This window comes from Methylobacterium mesophilicum SR1.6/6 (assembly GCF_000364445.2).
In the GTDB taxonomy this organism is placed as follows: Bacteria; Pseudomonadota; Alphaproteobacteria; order Rhizobiales; family Beijerinckiaceae; genus Methylobacterium; species Methylobacterium mesophilicum_A.
The window spans coordinates 1,221,869-1,239,313 of sequence record NZ_CP043538.1 but is presented as its reverse complement, the minus strand read 5'-3'; the positions used below and the strand labels follow the sequence as shown (position 1 = coordinate 1,239,313).

14 protein-coding genes, 1 tRNA gene and 1 pseudogene are annotated in these 17,445 nt (G+C 68.2%); 6 read left to right on the top strand and 10 right to left on the bottom strand.

What is annotated here, in order from left to right:
• Positions 1-522: 522 nt before the first annotated feature.
• From rpsA to MMSR116_RS05620, 4 genes are all read left to right on the top strand, one after another.
• On the top strand, positions 523-2,235 hold the full coding sequence (gene rpsA / locus MMSR116_RS05635) for a 30S ribosomal protein S1 (RefSeq protein ID WP_010683172.1): 1,713 nt from the start codon (positions 523-525) through the stop codon (positions 2,233-2,235).
• A 336-nt stretch (positions 2,236-2,571) separates the two neighbouring features.
• The gene (sppA, locus tag MMSR116_RS05630; protein WP_010683171.1) at positions 2,572-3,534 is read left to right on the top strand and encodes a signal peptide peptidase SppA; all 963 of its coding nucleotides are present in this window, start codon (positions 2,572-2,574) and stop codon (positions 3,532-3,534) included.
• 50 nt (positions 3,535-3,584) lie between these two features.
• Complete coding sequence (locus MMSR116_RS05625) at positions 3,585-3,896, top strand: integration host factor subunit beta (protein ID WP_010683170.1); 312 nt, start codon at positions 3,585-3,587, stop codon at positions 3,894-3,896.
• 18 nt (positions 3,897-3,914) lie between these two features.
• Positions 3,915-4,283: a LapA family protein gene (locus tag MMSR116_RS05620; protein WP_010683169.1), complete on the top strand. Its 369-nt coding sequence runs from the start codon at positions 3,915-3,917 to the stop codon at positions 4,281-4,283.
• 154 nt (positions 4,284-4,437) lie between these two features.
• Here MMSR116_RS05620 and MMSR116_RS05615 read toward each other — a convergent pair whose 3' ends face one another.
• The 9 genes from MMSR116_RS05615 to MMSR116_RS05575 all read right to left on the bottom strand — a co-directional run bounded on the left by MMSR116_RS05615 (position 4,438) and on the right by MMSR116_RS05575 (position 14,850).
• Positions 4,438-5,118, bottom strand: coding sequence for a phosphoribosylanthranilate isomerase (locus MMSR116_RS05615; protein ID WP_010683168.1), 681 nt, complete (start codon positions 5,116-5,118; stop codon positions 4,438-4,440).
• A 60-nt stretch (positions 5,119-5,178) separates the two neighbouring features.
• Entirely contained in the window at positions 5,179-6,285 is a 1,107-nt protein-coding gene (locus MMSR116_RS05610; protein WP_010683167.1) for a DUF2125 domain-containing protein, read from the bottom strand.
• 148 nt (positions 6,286-6,433) lie between these two features.
• Positions 6,434-6,880 carry a hypothetical protein gene (locus tag MMSR116_RS05605; protein ID WP_010683166.1) on the bottom strand — a complete coding sequence of 149 codons (447 nt, stop codon included), beginning with the start codon at positions 6,878-6,880 and terminating at the stop codon, positions 6,434-6,436.
• A gap of 139 nt (positions 6,881-7,019) precedes the next feature.
• Entirely contained in the window at positions 7,020-7,799 is a 780-nt protein-coding gene (locus MMSR116_RS05600) for a lysophospholipid acyltransferase family protein (protein ID WP_010683165.1), read from the bottom strand.
• Between the two features lie 86 nt (positions 7,800-7,885).
• Complete coding sequence (locus MMSR116_RS05595; protein WP_010683164.1) at positions 7,886-8,413, bottom strand: hypothetical protein; 528 nt, start codon at positions 8,411-8,413, stop codon at positions 7,886-7,888.
• 97 nt (positions 8,414-8,510) lie between these two features.
• A complete protein-coding gene (locus MMSR116_RS05590) occupies positions 8,511-11,708 on the bottom strand; it encodes an efflux RND transporter permease subunit (protein ID WP_010683163.1) in 3,198 nt (1,065 codons plus the stop codon).
• A 107-nt stretch (positions 11,709-11,815) separates the two neighbouring features.
• A complete protein-coding gene (locus tag MMSR116_RS05585) occupies positions 11,816-12,970 on the bottom strand; it encodes an efflux RND transporter periplasmic adaptor subunit (protein WP_010683162.1) in 1,155 nt (384 codons plus the stop codon).
• A gap of 145 nt (positions 12,971-13,115) precedes the next feature.
• Positions 13,116-13,436 (bottom strand): rhodanese-like domain-containing protein, encoded by a 321-nt coding sequence (locus MMSR116_RS05580; RefSeq protein ID WP_010683161.1) that lies wholly within the window; start codon positions 13,434-13,436, stop codon positions 13,116-13,118.
• Between the two features lie 118 nt (positions 13,437-13,554).
• Complete coding sequence (locus tag MMSR116_RS05575; protein WP_010683160.1) at positions 13,555-14,850, bottom strand: glycosyltransferase family 4 protein; 1,296 nt, start codon at positions 14,848-14,850, stop codon at positions 13,555-13,557.
• Between the two features lie 131 nt (positions 14,851-14,981).
• Between MMSR116_RS05575 and MMSR116_RS05570 the strand changes: the two genes are divergently transcribed.
• Positions 14,982-15,059 (top strand) — tRNA-Pro (locus MMSR116_RS05570).
• A gap of 550 nt (positions 15,060-15,609) precedes the next feature.
• Here MMSR116_RS05570 and MMSR116_RS31740 read toward each other — a convergent pair.
• Positions 15,610-15,912, bottom strand: a pseudogene (locus MMSR116_RS31740) (hypothetical protein); the annotation flags it as partial.
• A 564-nt stretch (positions 15,913-16,476) separates the two neighbouring features.
• On the opposite strand from MMSR116_RS31740, the gene MMSR116_RS05565 reads away from it, so the two are divergent.
• Positions 16,477-17,391 (top strand): manganese catalase family protein, encoded by a 915-nt coding sequence (locus tag MMSR116_RS05565; RefSeq protein WP_010685278.1) that lies wholly within the window; start codon positions 16,477-16,479, stop codon positions 17,389-17,391.
• The last annotated feature ends 54 nt before the right edge of the window (positions 17,392-17,445 follow it).

The following is a 17,445-nucleotide window of genomic DNA, read 5'->3' as shown; positions in this document are numbered from 1 at the left end:
GCACCACGCGGTCGGGATCGATGAGGGGGCTGACCGGCCGTCCGAGCGGGGCCTGACATCGAAGCGCGACACGTTCTCTTCCCCCATAACGGTCCGCGGACGGTCGAGCCCCGCACCGGCGCCGGTCGGCTAACACGACGGACCTTGCAGGAGGCCGAACCGCAGGAAGCCGGGACACGGCTCCGGTTCGCGGACGTATCGCGGCGATCCGGCCCGAGGCAAGACTGGCACGTGGCCGCGGTCTCGTCACGCGGTCCAGCGCCGAAAATCCCTTTCGGTTGAAGTCACAGGGCCGTTGCTGTATGGCACGCCGGTCTTTCCGGACATGCTCGCGCGCGCTCGTCGCCCGCCGAACCCCGGATGGACCGCCCTCGTCATCCGTATCGACGCGTCGGCAAGCCGGGTCCCGCGGGACCGGCCGCCTCTCCCGAAAGACTCCGGGAAGGCCGCGGCGAGCGGGGGTGCCTGCAACGCGAGCCGCCGACGCAACGGGCCTCCGCCGGAGGCCGTTCAGGAGACAGAATGACCGCAGGTACCGCTCTGGGGCGTGGCCCGAGCCGCGAGGATTTCGCAGCCCTCCTCGAGGAGAGCTTCCTCGAACACGAGATCACTGAAGGGTCCGTCGTCAAGGGTCGCGTCGTCGCGATCGAGAAGGACGTGGCCGTCATCGACATCGGCGCCAAGACGGAAGGCCGTGTCGCGCTCAAGGAATTCACCGGTCCCGGCCGCGAGGGCGAGCTGAAGGTCGGCGACGAGGTCGAGGTCTACGTCGACCGGATCGAGAACGCGCTTGGCGAGGCCGTGATCTCGCGCGACAAGGCGCGCCGCGAGGAGAGCTGGGTCAAGCTCGAGAAGTCGTTCGAGAACAACGACCGCGTTACCGGCACGATCTTCAACCAGGTCAAGGGCGGCTACACGGTCGACCTCGACGGCGCCGTGGCGTTCCTGCCGCGTTCGCAGGTCGACATCCGCCCGGTCCGCGACGTCACCCCGCTGCTGGGCACCCCGCAGCCGTTCCAGATCCTCAAGATGGATCGCCGCCGCGGCAACATCGTCGTGTCGCGCCGGACCGTGCTCGAGGAGAGCCGCGCCGAGCAGCGCTCGGAGCTGGTGGCCAACCTTGAGGAAGGTCAGGTCATCGACGGCGTCGTCAAGAACATCACCGAGTACGGCGCCTTCGTCGACCTCGGCGGGATCGACGGCCTGCTGCATGTCACCGACATGGCGTGGCGCCGCGTGAACCACCCGTCCGAGGTCGTGACCATCGGCCAGACGGTCAAGGTCAAGATCATCAAGATCAACCACGAGACGCACCGCATCTCGCTCGGCATCAAGCAGCTGCTGGCCGATCCGTGGGAGGGCATCGCCGCCCGCTACCCCGAGGGCGCCAAGCTCAAGGGCCGCGTGACCAACATCACCGACTACGGCGCCTTCGTGGAGCTGGAGCCGGGGATCGAGGGCCTGATCCACGTCTCCGAGATGAGCTGGACCAAGAAGAACGTCCATCCGGGCAAGATCGTCTCCACCTCCCAGGAGGTCGAGGTTCAGATCCTGGAGGTCGATCCGGTCAAGCGCCGCATCAGCCTGGGCCTCAAGCAGACCCTGCAGAACCCCTGGGAGGCCTTCGCCGAGAAGCACCCGGTCGGCTCCGAGGTCGAGGGCGAGGTCAAGAACAAGACCGAGTTCGGCCTGTTCATCGGCCTCGAAGGCGACGTCGACGGCATGGTCCACCTGTCGGATCTCGACTGGAACCGTCCCGGCGAGCAGGTCATCGAGGAGTTCAAGAAGGGCGACATGGTCCGCGCCCAGGTTCTCGACGTCGACGTCGAGAAGGAGCGGATCTCGCTGGGCGTGAAGCAGCTCGGCGGTGACCCCTTCGCCGAGGCCGGCGAGATCAAGAAGGGCCAGATCGTCACCTGCGAGGTGGTCGAGGTGAAGGATGCCGGCGTCGAGGTGAAGATCGTCGACACCGACATGCAGACCTTCATCCGCCGCGCCGAGCTCGCCCGCGACCGCGGCGACCAGCGCCCCGAGCGCTTCGCCACCGGCGAGAAGTTCGACGCCCGCGTCGTCCAGTTCGACCGGAAGGCCCGCCGCGTGCAGGTCTCGATCAAGGCCCTCGAGGTCGCCGAGGAGAAGGAAGCGATGGCCCAGTTCGGCTCCGCCGATTCGGGCGCCTCGCTCGGCGACATCCTCGGCGCCGCCTTCAACAAGAAGCGCTCCGACGACGAGTGATGGCAACGGCCGCCCGGCCAGTCCGGGCGGTATAGCCTCAACGTTCAGACCCGCGCCGGACCCAGGTCCGGCGCGGGTTCTTTTTTCCATCCGCCAATTCAAGGTTGTCGCCAGCGGATAACGTCCGGGTCGGCCGGCATCCGGCGCGACAGGGATGGGCAGTGCCGTCATTTTCTTCGCCCGCCCCGTATCCACCTCCGCGAAAAATGCTCTAGAACACCGGCCTCACCCGGCGCGGACCGGGCGAGCCGAAGGAAACCAAGGACTTGCCCGGCTTGGGGCGTGCTCCCGCACCCCGTCGCGGGGCCGGCCGGGGGCTTGAAGGGAAGCGACCGCATGGCAGCCGACGCCGAACTGCTGATTGACCGGCGGCGCCTGCGCCGCAGGCTGTCCCTGTGGCGCGTGCTCGGGATCGGCGGTCTGATCGTCGCGGTCGGCGCCCTCGGCTACCGCGTCCGGACCGGCGCGGAGGGCGCGTTCGCGGTGCGGCCGCAGATCGCCCGCATCTCCGTCTCGGGCTTCATCGCCGGCAGCGAGGCCACCGCCAAGCTGATGAAGCGGGTCGGCGATGCCGACGCCGTGAAGGGCGTGGTCGTCTCGATCAACTCGCCCGGCGGCACCACCACAGGCTCGGAGGAGATCTTCCGAAACCTGCGGGCGCTGGCTGCCAAGAAGCCGATCGTCGCCTTCGTGGACGGCACCGCCGCATCCGGCGCCTACATTACCGCCATCGCGGCCGACCACATCGTGGCGCGCGAGACCAGCCTCGTCGGCTCGATCGGCGTGCTGTTCCAGTACCCGGACGTCTCGGGGCTCCTCGACAAGGTCGGGGTCAAGGTCGAATCCGTGAAATCCTCGCCGCTGAAGGCCGAGCCGTCGGGCTTCACCCCGACCTCGCCGGAGGCGCGCGCGGCGCTCGCCGCCGTGGTCGGCGACACCTACGCGTGGTTCAAAGGCCTCGTGGCCGAGCGCCGGGGCATGGATCCAAACCAGCTCAGCACGGTCTCGGACGGCCGCGTGTTCAGCGGGCGCCAGAGCGTGCCTCTGAAGCTCGTGGACGAACTCGGCAGCGAGCGACAGGCCGTGGCGTGGCTCGAGAGCGCCCGCGGGGTCCCGAAGGACCTCCCCGTTAAGGACTGGAAGCCGCGGTCGGAGAGCGATTTCTCCCTCTGGTCGGCGGCCGGCGTCGGCGCCGATCTCCTGGGCCTCGACGGCCTCGCGGCCCGGATCCGGACCGTCGGCGCGGAGGCGCAAGCTGCCCGCGGCGGCCTCCTCGCCCTCTGGCGTCCGGAACCCTGACCCCGCGCTCTCACGTAGCCCGCCCCGATCCCGCGAGAAGACCAGACGCCATGATCAAGTCGGAGCTCGTCCTCAAGATCGCCGAGCAGAACCCGCATCTCTACCAGCGTGACGTGGAGATCCTGGTCAACGCCATCCTCGACACCATCTCCGACGCGCTGGCCCGCGGCGACCGGGTGGAGCTGCGCGGCTTCGGCGCCTTTTCGGTGAAGCGCCGAGAGGCGCGCAGGGGACGCAACCCACGCACGGGTGCCGCCGTTGCCGTGTCCGAGAAGGCGATCCCCGTGTTCAAGACCGGCAAGGAGATGCGCCAACGCCTTAACGCGGCGGGCATCGGCGAGACCGCCTCGGCCGCCGAGTAGGAAGGACCTGAGAGCGCGATGATCCGTTTTCTGAAGAGCCTCGTGCTCCTGCCGATCGCGGCCGTGGTGATCCTGCTGGCGGTCGCCAACCGCGCGCCAGTACGGCTCTCGTTAGACCCATTCAACCCGGACGCGCCCGTCTTCAGCGTCGACCTGCCTCTCTACGCGATCCTGTTCGGCGCAGTGGCGCTCGGCATCGTGGTCGGCGGCATCTTCACTTGGCTCGGTCAGGGCAAGACCCGGGCGCGGGCGCGCTACCATCGCCGCGAGGCGGTCCGCTACGAGCGCGAAGCCACGCGGTTGCGGACCTACGCACCGGAGAGCGAGACGTCCGGCGCCTACACGGTGCCGAATACAGGCCGCGCAGCCCTGCCGGCACCGCGCTAGGGCGATTGCCGGTCAGGTTGCGTGGGGCCGGACAGCGGGTGCCCCAGCCGCGACGATCCCCCTCGTGCTTACAGGAGAGCGGGGCTCGTCGCGTTCGGCACGGGCTTGGCCTGCGACCGTTCCCTGATCCGGTGGCGGACGACTCCTGAACCCGCTAACGCGTCACCGGCAGGTTCATGCCGGCGCGCGCGGCCATCACGAAGGCCGCGATTTTATCCGGATCCTTCACGCCGGGCGCCACTTCGACCCCCGAAGAGACATCGACTGCGCCGATCCCTGTCCGCATTAGGGCCTCGGCCACGTTCCCGGCGTCGAGGCCACCCGACAGCATCGTGCCGGGTGGAAGAGCGGCACCGCGCAGGATCTCCCAGTCGAAGCGGCGACCGTTGCCGCCGGGCAGCGCCGCGTCCGGCGGCGCCTTGGCATCGAGGAGGATCCGGTCGGCCACCGACGCATAGTCGTGCAAGACCGCGAGATCCGCTCTGGTCGCGATGCCGAGCGCCTTCATCACCGGACGGCCGGCGAGGGCCCGGATCGCGGCCACGCGCGCGGGACTCTCGCGGCCGTGGAGCTGGATCAGGTCCGGATCCACGGCGGCGACGGCCGCAGCGATCACATCATCGTCCGGATCGACCAGCAGGACCACACGCTCGGCCCGCCCGCGCGCCAGGACCGACAGGGTAGCGGCCTGCGCCAACGTCACATGCCGCGGACTGCGCGGAAAATGCACGAGGCCGATCCAGTCCGCCCCGGCCTCCAGCGCGGCGGTGAGAGTCGCTTCGGTGCTGAGCCCGCAGATCTTCACACGGGCCGAAGTGGGGGACTCGGGAGACATGGGGCTCCTATAGCGGATTGCGCGGCGCCGATCAGCCGCCATGCACCGCGCGGCCGCCCTTCAGTATAGTGGTGGCACGACGACGTTCGGGATCGGGAAACCACTGAACACGATCTTCCCGTCGACGAGGCGCAGCGGCGGAAGCGCCTTCAGCGGCGGCGCGTCGGTCGGAGCGTCCCGATCCGGGCGCTGGCCTAGGCCCAGGAGGCCGCCGACCAGCTGTCCCACCAGGGCGCCCCTGTCGGAACCGAACCGCTGGCCGACGATGCCGCCCACCAGCGCGTCGACGCCGGCGGCCCGGAGGTCGATCTGCCCCGCCGGGCGGTGAGCGCCGTCAAGGGCGAGCGTGCCCTTCGCCTGGACCCGCTGCGCCCCCTTGGACAGGGAGAGTGCGGTAAGATCGAGGGTGCCGCCGGCCTGACGCCACCGCTCAAGTTCGCGTGCCACCGTGCCGGTGCGCAGCACTATGGCCTGCGTGAGCGTCGCGTCGAGGGCGACGTTTGCCGGATCCTGCGTACCGGTGAGTGCGTCGAGCTGCGGCGCCTCCGCGTGGTTCAGGCGCAGGCTGAGATCGACGGCGCCATCCGATTCATAGCGGCCGGGACTCGGCCGTGCATGCAGTTCCAGATGCTTGCCCGAAACCGCGATGGGGCTTGGCTCCGCCCCCTTCACCGTGACATTGGGCGCATCGACCACCAGCGACGCCCGGGTGAATCCATCCGCCGCGCCGTGGAAGCTACCCTGCAGGTTCTTCCAGGCGGCATCCCCGGTCAGATCGCCCTGCTCGACATGGAACGGTCCGGCACTCTCGAATACGATGAGGCGGGGCTGGTAGATCTGGGCCACCGCAGTGCTCGGGCCCAGGCGGAGGCGCCCGTCGGCGCGTACCAGGGTGACGGCGCTGCAGCGCAGCTCGATCCGGAAGGGGTAACCGCCGAGTGAACGGTCAGCACAGGTCCATGTGCGGCCTGCCGCGGCCTCGCGGGCGATCCAGCCATCGATCTCGCCGGCCGCCCGCTCACGGATCCAGAACCAGCCGGTCGACCAACCTACCACCACGAGGGCGAGCAGGACGTACGGCAAGAACAGCCCGAGCCGGGATCGCCGCGCCCCGCGCGCCGGGGGCGTCTGAGGAGCAACCTCCGGACGCGTCCGATCCTGCACCATGCATTCCGCTCCCGATCACGTTCCCGCAGGAACATCGCAGCCCCGGCTTGAGGCCACGCACGGGGCGAAACTGGGGCGGTGGCGCCTCCGGTCGACCAGCGACGCGCGTTTCATCCGCCAGCCTGGCCGTTCCGATCGAATGTTTCGATCAGACCTGCGCCGGCTCGGCGGTATCGACTTTCAGATCCTCCACGATCGCAACCCGCTCAGCCTCGTTCTCGGCTAGGCGATGCACGTGCATCTCGGTGGCACCCCGGCTGCGGACGCGGTCGAGCCAAGTCCGCCGCAGATGATCGCGCGGGTTCTCGCTGGAATTTGCGACCGAAACCATCTCGGCAATGCCGGTGTCGTCGCGGCGCACCGCGATCACCACGGCCTGTGCCATCTCGTCGAGGTCGAAGCCCCCAGCCGGATGAACCCCAACGACGTAGCGCCGGCCGGAGCGGCCGCGCCACGCGGAAAGGGGAAGCGCGGGCGATCCGCGCAGACCCGCGGTCGTCTTGAGGCGTTCTTCACGCACGTCCTGCCTCCGGTTGCGATCGTCCTTCAGGTCGCGAAGCGCGGCCGACCAGGACAGGGCTCTTCTGTTCGCCATTTGTTCCAAATTAGCGTGCGATATCCACAGGCGTCAAGGGCGACGTTCCTAGAGGAGGATGTGGGCGTTGCCCACGCTATCCACAAGACGGGCACCCCGTTGCGGGTGGTCCTCAGTCGTCGTCGATAGGTCCGACGCCTCAGCGACGCGGCGCGGCTGCGGCAGGGGCCTCCGCCGCTGGGACGGGGTTGCCGGCGGCGGCGAGACCCGCGAGGCCGCCGTCCACGAGTGCGTTCGAGGCCGTCTCCAGGCGCTCCTGCGCCAGAGCTTGGAATTCCTGCCGGGGTAACCCCGGCGGGATGGGCGGCAGGAACTCGATGATGGCGGTGCCGGGCCGTCGAACGAGACTGTTGCGGGACCAGAACAGACCGGTGTTCAGTGCCACCGGCAGGCACGGCACGTTCAGCGCCACGTAGAGGTGCGACAGGCCCTGCTTGTAGGCCGGCTCGGCGCCGACCGGACGGCGGGTACCCTCCGGGAAGATGATGAGCTGGCGACCCTTCCGGATCGCCTCGCCGGCGGCGGCGTTCATCGCGCTCATAGCCCGTGTGCCCTTGGACCGGTCGATCGCGACCATGCCGCTGCGCGAGAGATACCAGCCGATCAGGGGGATGAGCAGCAATTCCTTTTTCAGGATGTAGGCGAAGTCCGGCAGGATCGTGCAAAGCGCCAGGGTCTCCAGAGCCGACTGATGCTTGGCGGCTACCAGCAAAGGCCCGGGCGGGATGTTCTCAAGGCCGCGGAACTCGACACGGGTACCCGCAACCACTCGCAGCAGCCACAACGTGGCCCGTCCCCAGGCCCGGGCCAGCCGAAGCACGGAGCGCCCCGCGATCAGCGTGGGCATCCCGGCAACCGCCAGGACCGTCGTCATGGCGTAGAAGCAGAGGTTGAAGGCGAGGGAGCGCAGGGCGAGCATCGGATTCCGCGGCGTGGCGGCCCCCCTGTAGCGCGCCCGTGGGTCCATGGCCAAGCGGCACTGAGGCCGGGCGGGAGAAGCGATGCTCAGGCGCCGCCCTCACGAGCCTCCCGGACGAATCCGGCGCTCCGTCCGGCGATCAGCCAGTAGACGAGTCCCGCGCCGGCTCCGACGACGAAGAGGATCAAGGTCAGGCGCGCCTCGGCGGCGAGAAGGTCAGGATTGACACCGGAATTCCGGCCGGTATCGCGGGAGCGCACGGCGCCGCGGGTGAGCCAGGGGAGGGCGGCGGTCAGCAGGCCGCACCCGGCGCCGTACCAGAGGAGGCCGCGCCGGGCGAGGATCTCGCCGCCGAGGCCGACGAAGGCCGGAGGCACGACCAGAAGGACGAACAGGGCCTTGGCGAGGCCGGCAACGAATAGGATCAGCCCCTCCGGCGGCAACCCCGCCGACAGGTCGGACAGCGCCATGTCGAGGCCGGCGAGCGCGCCGCCGGTGAGCCAAGCCTGCGCGGCCGGATCAACGAGCAGCGCCGAGACGAGGACTGCGAGGCCCGTCGGAATGGCGAGCAGGAGGGCGAAAGCCCCGAGGAACAGGCGGCCGACGGCATGCATGGGCCGAGCCTCTACACCGGACTGACCCGACCGTCGCGCGAAAGCCGCGCCTGATCCTCGTGGATCGGACGCGGCTTCCGGGTTCGAGCGCGGCGCGTCAGCCGTGAGCGGGGGCGCCGCCGCCGTGATCGGCGTGCGTGTGTTTCTTCCGGAACCGGCCGAGCCAGTTCGAGAAGTGGCGGATCACCACGTAGAAGACCGGCGTCAGGAACAGGCCGAAGAAGGTCGCGCCGATCATCCCGAAGAACACCGCCGTTCCGAGCGCCTGGCGCATCTCGGCGCCCGGACCGGTGGCGATCACCAGCGGCAGCGTGCCGAGGATGAACGCGAAGGCGGTCATCAGGATCGGGCGCAGGCGCAGGCGACAGGCCTCCACCGCCGCCTCCACCGGGCCGCGATGCTCCCGCTGCTCGATGTCGTGGGCGAACTCGACGATCAGGATCGCGTTCTTGGCAGCCAAGCCGATGAGCACGATCAGGCCGATCTGCGTCAGGATGTTGTTGTCCTGGCCGCGGAGCTGCACGCCCGCGAGCGCCGCCAGCACGCCGGTCGGCACCACCAGCAAGATCGCCAGCGGCAGCGCCCAGGACTCGTACTGCGCGGCCAGCACCAGGAAGACCAGCAGCACGCCCAGCGCGAAGACGGCGCCCGCGGTGCCGCTCGCGGCCTTCTGCTGGTAGGCGATCTCGGTCCAGTCGTAGGAGTAGCCCTCGGGCAGCGCCTTCTTGGCGATCTGCTCCATGGCGTCCAGCGCCTGACCGGTGGAGATGCCGGGCTTGGCCACGCCCTGCACCGGCACCGAGTAGTACAGGTTGAACCGCTGCACGATCTGCGGACCGGTCACGTCGCGCACCGAGGCGAGCGTGCCCATCGGCACCAGTGCGCCAGTCGAGGAGCGCACCTTGATCTGCGAGATGTCCTGGATCGACGTGCGGAACGCCGCGTCGCCCTGCAGACGCACCTGATAGATACGGCCGAGGGTGTTGAAGTCGTTCACGTAGGTGCCGCCGAGATCCGCCTGGACCGACGAGAACACGTTGGCCAGCGGCACGTTCAGCATCCGCGCGATGGTGCGGTCGATGTCGAGGAAGAGCTGCGGCGTCGAGTTGTCGAAGGTCGTGAAGACCCGCTGCACGTCCGCGCTCTGGTTGGCCTGACCGATCACCTCGCCGGCCGCGGCCATGAGCGGGCCGATATCCGACGACTGCCGGCTCTCGATCTGCATCTTGAAGCCGCCGCCGTTGCCGAGGCCGCGGACGGGCGGCGGCGGGATGACGATGACCCGCGCCTCCTGGATGTCGGAGGTCGCCTTCAGCACGTCGCCGGTGATGACGGCAGCGCTCCGCCCCTGCGTGGCCCGCTCCTTCGCGCCCTTGAGCGTCAGGAACATCACGCCGGCATTGGTCGTGTTGGTGAAGGTCGCGCCGTCGAAGCCCGCGATGATCACCGCGTTGGCCACGCCGTCGACCGTGCGCGCCTGCTTGGCGGCGCGCAGGATGACGTCCGTGGTGCGGTCGAGGGACGAGCCAGATGGCAGCTGGACCACGCCGATCAGGTAGCCCTGGTCCTGGTCGGGGATGAAGCCTGTCGGCGTCGTCTGCGCGAGGTGCAGCGTGCCGGCGATCACCGCCGCGTAGACCAGAAGCATCACGCCGATGCCTACGACGCCGCCGGTCAGGACGCGGATGGTCCGTCCATAGGCGTTCGAGGTTGCGTCGAAGGCGCGGTTGAAGCCGTTCGCCAGCCAGTTCACGAACCGCGTCAGGAAGAATTTCGGCTCCTTCCGGGCGTGGTGCGGCACCAGAAGCAGCTTGCAGAGCGCCGGCGACAGGGTCAGCGAGTTGAAGGCCGAGATCAGCGTCGAAGCCGCGATGGTCAGCGCGAACTGCTTGTAGAACTGGCCCGAGATGCCCGGGATGAACGCGGTCGGCACGAACACCGCGGCGAGCACCAGCGCGATGGCGATGACCGCGCCGCCGACCTCGTCCATGGTCTTGTGCGCGGCATCACCCGGCGACAGGCCCTCGGCCATGTTGCGCTCGACGTTCTCCACCACCACGATCGCGTCGTCGACCACGATGCCGATGGCGAGCACCAAACCGAACAAAGTCAGGTTATTGAGCGAGAAGCCGAAACCCGCCATCGCGGCGAACGTGCCGATGAGCGACACCGGAATTGCGATGACCGGGATGATCGCGGTGCGCCAGCTCTGCAGGAACACCAGCACCACGATGACCACGAGGCCGACCGCCTCGAACAGGGTCTTGTAGACCTCGTGGATCGACTCCTCGATGAACTCCGTCGGGTTGTAGGCGATGCGGTACTCGACGTCCGGCGGGAAGTTCTTCTTGACCTCCTCCATGACCTTCTTGACCGACGCCGCGGCGTCGAGGGCGTTGGTGCCGGGCCGCTGGAACGCGCCGATGCCCACCGCGGGAGTCTCGTTCAGGTAGGAATTGGTCGTGTAGTCCTTCTGGCCCATCTCGACGCGGGCGATGTCCTTGACCCGGACGAGGCGCCCGTCCTGCGCCTTGATGATCACTTCGGCAAACTGCTCGGGCGTCTTGAAGCGCGCCTGCGACTGCACGACGAGCTGGAACGCCTCGTTCTTGGCCGCAGGCGGGCCGTTGAGCTGACCCGCCGCCACCTGGACGTTCTGCTCCTGCAGGGCCGAGGTGACGTCGGTGACCGAGAGTCCGTAGGCCGCGAGCTTGTTCGGGTCGACCCAGATGCGCTCGGCGTACTCGTTGCCGCCGAAGATCGTGATGTCGCCGACGCCGTCGAGGCGCAGCAGCTCGTCGCGGATGTTCAGGTAGATGTAGTTGGCGAGGTAGTTCTGATCGTAGGTCTTGTTCGGCGAGAGCAGGTGCACGACCAGCATCAGGTCGGGCGAGGCCTTGCGCACCGTGACGCCGAGGTTGCGCACGTCCGGCGGCAGACGCGGCTGCGCCACCGAGAGCCGGTTCTGCACCAGCACGTTGGCGATATCGAGGTTGGTGCCGACCTTGAAGGTCACGGTCAGCAGCATGTTGCCGTCGTTGGTCGACAACGACGTCATGTACAGCATGTTGTCGACGCCGTTGACCTCCTGCTCGATCGGCGTCGCGATCGTGGCGGCCACGGTCTCGGCGTTGGCGCCCGGATAGGAGGCGCGCACCGTCACGGTCGGCGGCACGATCTCGGGATACTGCGAGACCGGCAGGCTCTCGTAGGCCACGAAGCCGAGGATCAGGAACACGATCGACGTGACGGACGCGAAGATCGGCCTGTCGACGAAGAAATGGGCGAAACGCATCGGTCAAACCTCTGAGGCCCGCCGGTCTCCCGGCCGGGGCCCTGCGTCGTCGGTGCGGGGCGCGCCGCGCGGCGCGCTCGGAAGCGGTCTCGGTGAGCCGCTCGGGCTCACGTCTTGCTCGGAGGCAGCTCGATGGTCTCCGGCGTCACCTTGGCGCCGGGCCGGATCCGGGAGATGCCGTTGACCACCAGGGTCTCGTCACCCTTCAGCCCGGACTGGATCACCCGGTAGCCGTCGACCTTCGGGCCCAGCACCACATCCTTCTGCTGGATCACGTTGTCGGGCCCGAGCAGGTAGACGATCCGCTTGTCCTGGTTGGCGGCGACCGCCTCGTCGGGGATCAGCACGCCCTGATACGGCTTGGTCGCCGGCATCGCGACGATGCCGAACAGGCCGGGCTTGATGAACAGGTCGGCATTGGGGACCGTGGCCCGCAGCAGGATCGTGCCGGTGGCGTTGTCGACCCGGTTGTCGACGAAATCGAGGGTGCCCTTGCGGGTCGGCTTCGCCTCGCCGGAGAGCGCGATCGAGATCGGCACGCCCTTGCCCTGCTGGGTCTGACCCATCCCGATGCCGAGGCTGTTCTGGTATTTCAGAAACGATTTCTCGTCGACGGTGAAGCTGAAGTAGATCGGGTCGAGCGACACGATCGTGGTCAGCATCGTCTGGTCGGCACTGACGATGTTGCCCTCGGTCACTAGCCGCCGGCTGATGCGGCCGTTGATCGGCGCCTTCACCTCGCTGAAGTCATAGTTCAGCTGGGCATTGTTGAGAGCCGCCTGGGCGCTGTCGACGTCGGCCTGTGCGGTCAGCGAGGCCTGCCGGCGCTGGTCGGTGACCTGCTCGGAGATGTTACCGCTGCGAGAGAGCGTCTGCGCGCGCTCGAGATCCGTCTGCGAGAAGGACTGACGCGCCTTGGCGGATGCGAGCGCTGCCTGGGCCTGCTCCAGCGCCGCCTTGTAGGGCCGGCGATCAATGATGAACAGGGTCTCGCCCTTCTTCACCGTCTGGCCGTCGATGAAGTTGATCTTCTCCAGGTAACCGGTGACGCGGGCGCGGACTTCGACGTACTCGATCGCGTCGAAGCGGCCCGTGTACTGGTCCTGCTCGACGATCTGTCGCACCACGGGCTTGGCCACGGTCACCTTGGGCGGCGGGCCGCCCGGTGCCTGAGCCCGGGCGGGCGCCGCGAGCGGTCCGGCCACGAGGCCGGCGGCCAGGGCTGAGAGCACGGTGAGAAGGCTGGGAAGCCGGCTGCGCATCGGGTCCTGCTGTCCGTTGGCCGACCCGCCGGTCGTGCCGAGCTTGACGATTGTTCCGCCGCAGGTGCGCCCTAACCTGCGGGAAACGCTGTTGCTTGTGCGCGAGCGCACATCACGGCTCCCTGAGCCGAATTGATCCGCGAGGCTACTCGACCGTCTCGCCTGCGCTGTACCAGTCCTTGAAGCCGCCTTTGTAATGCTCGACGATATCGAGACCGGCGTTCTGCACGGCCATCAGCGCATGGACCGACCGGACGCCGGACGCGCATGAGAAGACAGGCCGCCGTCCATCCTCGGCCACGAGCGCCGCCACGGCCTCGGGATCAAATGCCGACAGCGGATGGGAAACGGCACCCGGGATGTGTCCAGCCGCATATTCATGAGGCTCTCGGACATCGATGACCAGCATCGAGCCATCGCTGAGCCCGTGCTTGATCGTATCCCGATCGAGGTCGACTACCCGCATCGGCAGGTTCTCCGTTCCGCCCGGCCTTCGCCAAGCCTGAGGACTGACGAGTTTCCTTATGCGTCAGGCCGGAGAGGCGCAACTTGATGACGGCGGGCAGAACGGATGACAGCCCGGTTCAGAGCGCGGCCAGAACGGGCTCGACGGCCGCGAAATGGGCCTTCCAGTCGGGCGGCGCATACCCGTCGAGCCGCCTGGCCAGCTCGGCTCCGAGAGGCGACGCTGGATGGGCCAGAGCCTCGATGGCCTCCAGCCAGCCCGGACCATCCAGCGGATCGCGGAACAGGGCGAATCCTTCGGCGATCTCCCGGTGGACCGGAAGATCCGAGGCGACCACCGGCAGTCCGCAGGCCGCGGCCTCCACCACGGGTATCCCGTAGCCCTCGGCGAAGGAGGGCATCAGCAGGGCGGTGCAGCTGCGCATGAGGGCAGCGAGGCCGTGGGTGGACAGCCCCGTGACCTCGACCGTGTGGGCACGGACGCCTGGGCAGCGTTCGAGCATATCGATGGCGCTCTCGGCCTCCCAGCCCCGGCGCCCGACCACGACGAGGCGGGGGGTGGCGGCGCCGTGGCGCTCGGCGAGCCGCCGCCAGATCTGGAACAGGAGCAGGTGGTTCTTGCGCGATTCGATCGTCCCGCAGACCAGGAAGGTCGGTCGGTCGGGGCGGAAGCGGGGTCCGGCGCGCCCAAAGGCGTCCTCGACGCCGAGATGGCCGACCGCCACCGGCGGCCGTCCAAACCCGTCGGCGGCGAGGTGGTCCAGGGTGGTCCGGCCTGTATCGGCCGAGTTCACCAGGATCGCGGCCGCATGACGGCCGATCGTGCGCATGCGCGCCCTGTGGCGGTCGGCCTCCCCGGCTCTTCCATATTCGGGATGGGTGATCGGGATGAGGTCGTGGACGAAGAATGCGGCGCGCACGTCCCGCCGCGTATAGAGCCAGTCGAACCGGCCCGGATTGTCGAGGCGCAGGTGTGAGGTGTGGAGATAGAGCGCGTCGCGCGGCAGGGCGGTGATCGGGCGGCCGCGCAGGGCGATGTCGGCCGCCGTCCGCGCCTGGATCCGTCGCCGCTCTGAGGAACCGATCCGCTGCGCCGGATCCCGCGTCCCGCTCGGAATTGACCCCGCTCCCGCCGGATCGCCGCAGCGCGCCGCGAGGCGGTGGAAGATCGGATCCGAAGCCGCCTGCCGATCCTCGACCCAGCCGGCGGCCACGGCCTCGACGATCGCGAGCGCCTGCTCGCGCTGAAGGACGCGGGGACCATATGCCGTGGAGACGATACCGAAGCCGAGGCCCGGCCGGCCCAGGAAGGCGCGCGCGTAGGCGAGGTCGACCCGGTCGATCCCGGAGGGACTCGGATGCCGCAGGCGCGTGACGAGGCGCGTGAGATCGAAGGCGATCGGTCGGTCTGTCATGATCCTCAAGAGGGGCGGCTGCGGAGATTCCCCGTAGCGACCTGCGCCCGGCATAGCCAGCGCATCGGGCCCGATCACGGGGGTTGCACAGGCGCGGCGCGACGGCTAAGAGCCCCGGGCCCTTGCGGCGTCGGAGTGTAGCGCAGCCCGGTTAGCGCACTAGTCTGGGGGACTAGGGGTCGTGGGTTCGAATCCCGCCACTCCGACCAATCATTCAGGGGTCGAGCCTGTACCGGAGGCTCAGAACCGGAAGCCCCAGGGCAATCTTCAAAACGGTTTACACCTACAGTTCACAGCGAGTTCCCGTCGCGGGTCGTTCCGGAGACGCTGCCTCGGCCGGAGTTTCCCGGTGCGGCGCGAGGCTTGAAGGCGGCGGCATCCCTCGCCCCGGTCCACGATCTGCATCGCCTGGACGGCTGCCGCCGGTCAGGCCTGCGTCCTCCGCGGCCACTTTCGGCTGGTGGTCGGCACGCGCGGAGCCATCACCCGGCATCTTGCCGGCAATGCCGCGTCAGGGCCTCGCGATTCAAACTTGGCGAGCGTCCCGCTGGAGCGCCTGCCCCCCGTGGACCGCATACAAACCGGACCGTGAGTGCGCCCCGGTCAGAAGGCGAGAAGCCTGCCGCATGCGGGCCGTCGTCGCCTGCGGCTGCCGCTCGTTCGAACATGACGAATGCCGCTCCGACGGTTGTTTTCAACGCTTTAGAGCGTTTTCGGTTTGGGCTGAGTCGGCTTGGTGGGGTTCACGCGGCGCTGGGAGGCTGATTCACTCGGCCGGTCGACAGCCGGAGTGATGCATGGGCCGCCCCTACAGCTTGGACCTGCGCGAGCCAGGCAGCCCGCCATCAGGCAGACCAGGGCGAGACCGGTCAGCCACTCGAAGTCCGGGCACAGCACCTGCTCGAGGCCCTGCGGCTGCCCGGCCACATCGTAGGCGCAGAACCACTTCACGTGGGCGCTTGCTGGACCTGTCCCCGCGAGGAGGAGCAGTGGCGCAGCCAGACCGGCAAGCGTGCGCCGACCCCGGCGCGGAGGACGCTCAAGCGCGGTGACCTGAACCATGATGACCTCGGAGGACGTCGTGGCGGACCACCGGCCCGTCTACGTATTCCCTCACAAGTCGGAGCTTCGTGCCAACGATTTGTTAATGAGTTTTATCAATTGGTTAATAGCGGTGATTAAGGTGAATTAGGAGCAAGAACGCACCTCACGTGATCCCCGGGTTTCTCCTGCACGCCGGAGGGTCGACGGACCAATCGGTGCCGAGGCGGGCCTCCGCGCGATCGTTGAGCCCGCCCGGGAGCGTCTGTCCGAGCGTGCATGGGCGAGCGGCGGTGTTCCCGGCTCAGCGAGCTTGGCAGCGAGGCGACCGCGCTGGCGTCATGCTGACCACGGCAGTCACGGTTAAGCCAATACGGTCGCGGGCGTCGATCAGCGGATCGCGTGCGATCATCGGGCTATCTGCGTGAGGCACCGCGACAGCCGTGACTGTAGCCTTCCTGGCGCCGCGCATCGCGCGCGATCCCGGCCAGCCTCTTTGTGGCCGATCTCGCGAAGCGCGGAGGAACGATCGACCCTGCAGAAAGATGCCCTCATGCGCATCCCGCGCGGACGGAGCTGCCTCGCATGTTCATGAAGCTCGATCGCCTTCAGGCCGAACTGCCACAGCCGAAGAAGCCAGACCCGAACGCGGCGGCTGCCCTGCAGGAGCTGCTCGGCGGCAAGTACGGCGAGATGTCGACGCTCGGGAACTACATGTTCCAGAGCTTCAACTTCCGCAACAAGTCGAAGCTGCGCCCGTTCTACAGCCTCGTCTCCAGCATCTTCGCGGAGGAGCTTGGGCATGTCGAGCTGGTCTCGACGGGCATTGCCATGCTGAACAACGGCCCGGGCGACGACACCGAGGAAGTCGACGTCTCGAAGGCGCCCTTCCACGACATGCAGGACATCCGGCTGGCCGGCAGTTTCCTCAGCAACGGTGGGGGCGCGACGCCCGTCAACTCCAATGCTCAGTCGTGGAACGTCGACATGGTCACGACGACCGGCAACATCATCATCGACCTGCTGCACAACTTCCACCTGGAGTGCGGCGCCCGCCTGCACAAATTGCGTGTCTATGAGACCCTCAAGGATCCGACGGGTCGCGAGGTCTGCGGCTATCTCCTGGTGCGTGGTTCGGTTCACGCCCACGCCTACGCGCTGGCGCTCAAGAAGCTGACCGGCGTCGAGATCGAGAAGATGCTGCCCACCCCGAACATCGTCCTCGACAAGATCCCGGAATGTCAGAAGTACCTTCAGGAGGGCTCGCACCGGCGCCTCTACAGATTCAGCCCCGACGACTACAAGGAAGCGGCGGGTGTCTGGTCCAACGACGAGGTCGCCCTGCCGGGCGATCCGCCCGGAAACCTGGAGGTGGTCGACGGTCTCCCCGAGGGTGGGAAGATCCCCGAGCTGGATGGCAATTACGGTGCTTTCGCGCCGAACTACGCGCCCGAGGAGATCTTCGAGATCGCGAGCAAGCTCTACAAGAAGGGTCGTTAAGTCTCGCGTCGCTGTTTATGGGAGCCCCGCGGTTTCATGACCGCGGGGCAGGTC

Coding starts and splice junctions, on each gene's coding strand:
- rpsA (WP_010683172.1), top strand. CDS start 523: ATGACCGCAGGTACCGCTCTGGGGCGTGGCCCGAGCCGCGAGGATTTC.
- sppA (WP_010683171.1), top strand. CDS start 2,572: ATGGCAGCCGACGCCGAACTGCTGATTGACCGGCGGCGCCTGCGCCGC.
- MMSR116_RS05625 (WP_010683170.1), top strand. CDS start 3,585: ATGATCAAGTCGGAGCTCGTCCTCAAGATCGCCGAGCAGAACCCGCAT.
- MMSR116_RS05620 (WP_010683169.1), top strand. CDS start 3,915: ATGATCCGTTTTCTGAAGAGCCTCGTGCTCCTGCCGATCGCGGCCGTG.
- MMSR116_RS05615 (WP_010683168.1), bottom strand. CDS start 5,118: ATGTCTCCCGAGTCCCCCACTTCGGCCCGTGTGAAGATCTGCGGGCTC.
- MMSR116_RS05610 (WP_010683167.1), bottom strand. CDS start 6,285: ATGGTGCAGGATCGGACGCGTCCGGAGGTTGCTCCTCAGACGCCCCCG.
- MMSR116_RS05605 (WP_010683166.1), bottom strand. CDS start 6,880: ATGGCGAACAGAAGAGCCCTGTCCTGGTCGGCCGCGCTTCGCGACCTG.
- MMSR116_RS05600 (WP_010683165.1), bottom strand. CDS start 7,799: ATGCTCGCCCTGCGCTCCCTCGCCTTCAACCTCTGCTTCTACGCCATG.
- MMSR116_RS05595 (WP_010683164.1), bottom strand. CDS start 8,413: ATGCATGCCGTCGGCCGCCTGTTCCTCGGGGCTTTCGCCCTCCTGCTC.
- MMSR116_RS05590 (WP_010683163.1), bottom strand. CDS start 11,708: ATGCGTTTCGCCCATTTCTTCGTCGACAGGCCGATCTTCGCGTCCGTC.
- MMSR116_RS05585 (WP_010683162.1), bottom strand. CDS start 12,970: ATGCGCAGCCGGCTTCCCAGCCTTCTCACCGTGCTCTCAGCCCTGGCC.
- MMSR116_RS05580 (WP_010683161.1), bottom strand. CDS start 13,436: ATGCGGGTAGTCGACCTCGATCGGGATACGATCAAGCACGGGCTCAGC.
- MMSR116_RS05575 (WP_010683160.1), bottom strand. CDS start 14,850: ATGACAGACCGACCGATCGCCTTCGATCTCACGCGCCTCGTCACGCGC.
- MMSR116_RS05565 (WP_010685278.1), top strand. CDS start 16,477: ATGTTCATGAAGCTCGATCGCCTTCAGGCCGAACTGCCACAGCCGAAG.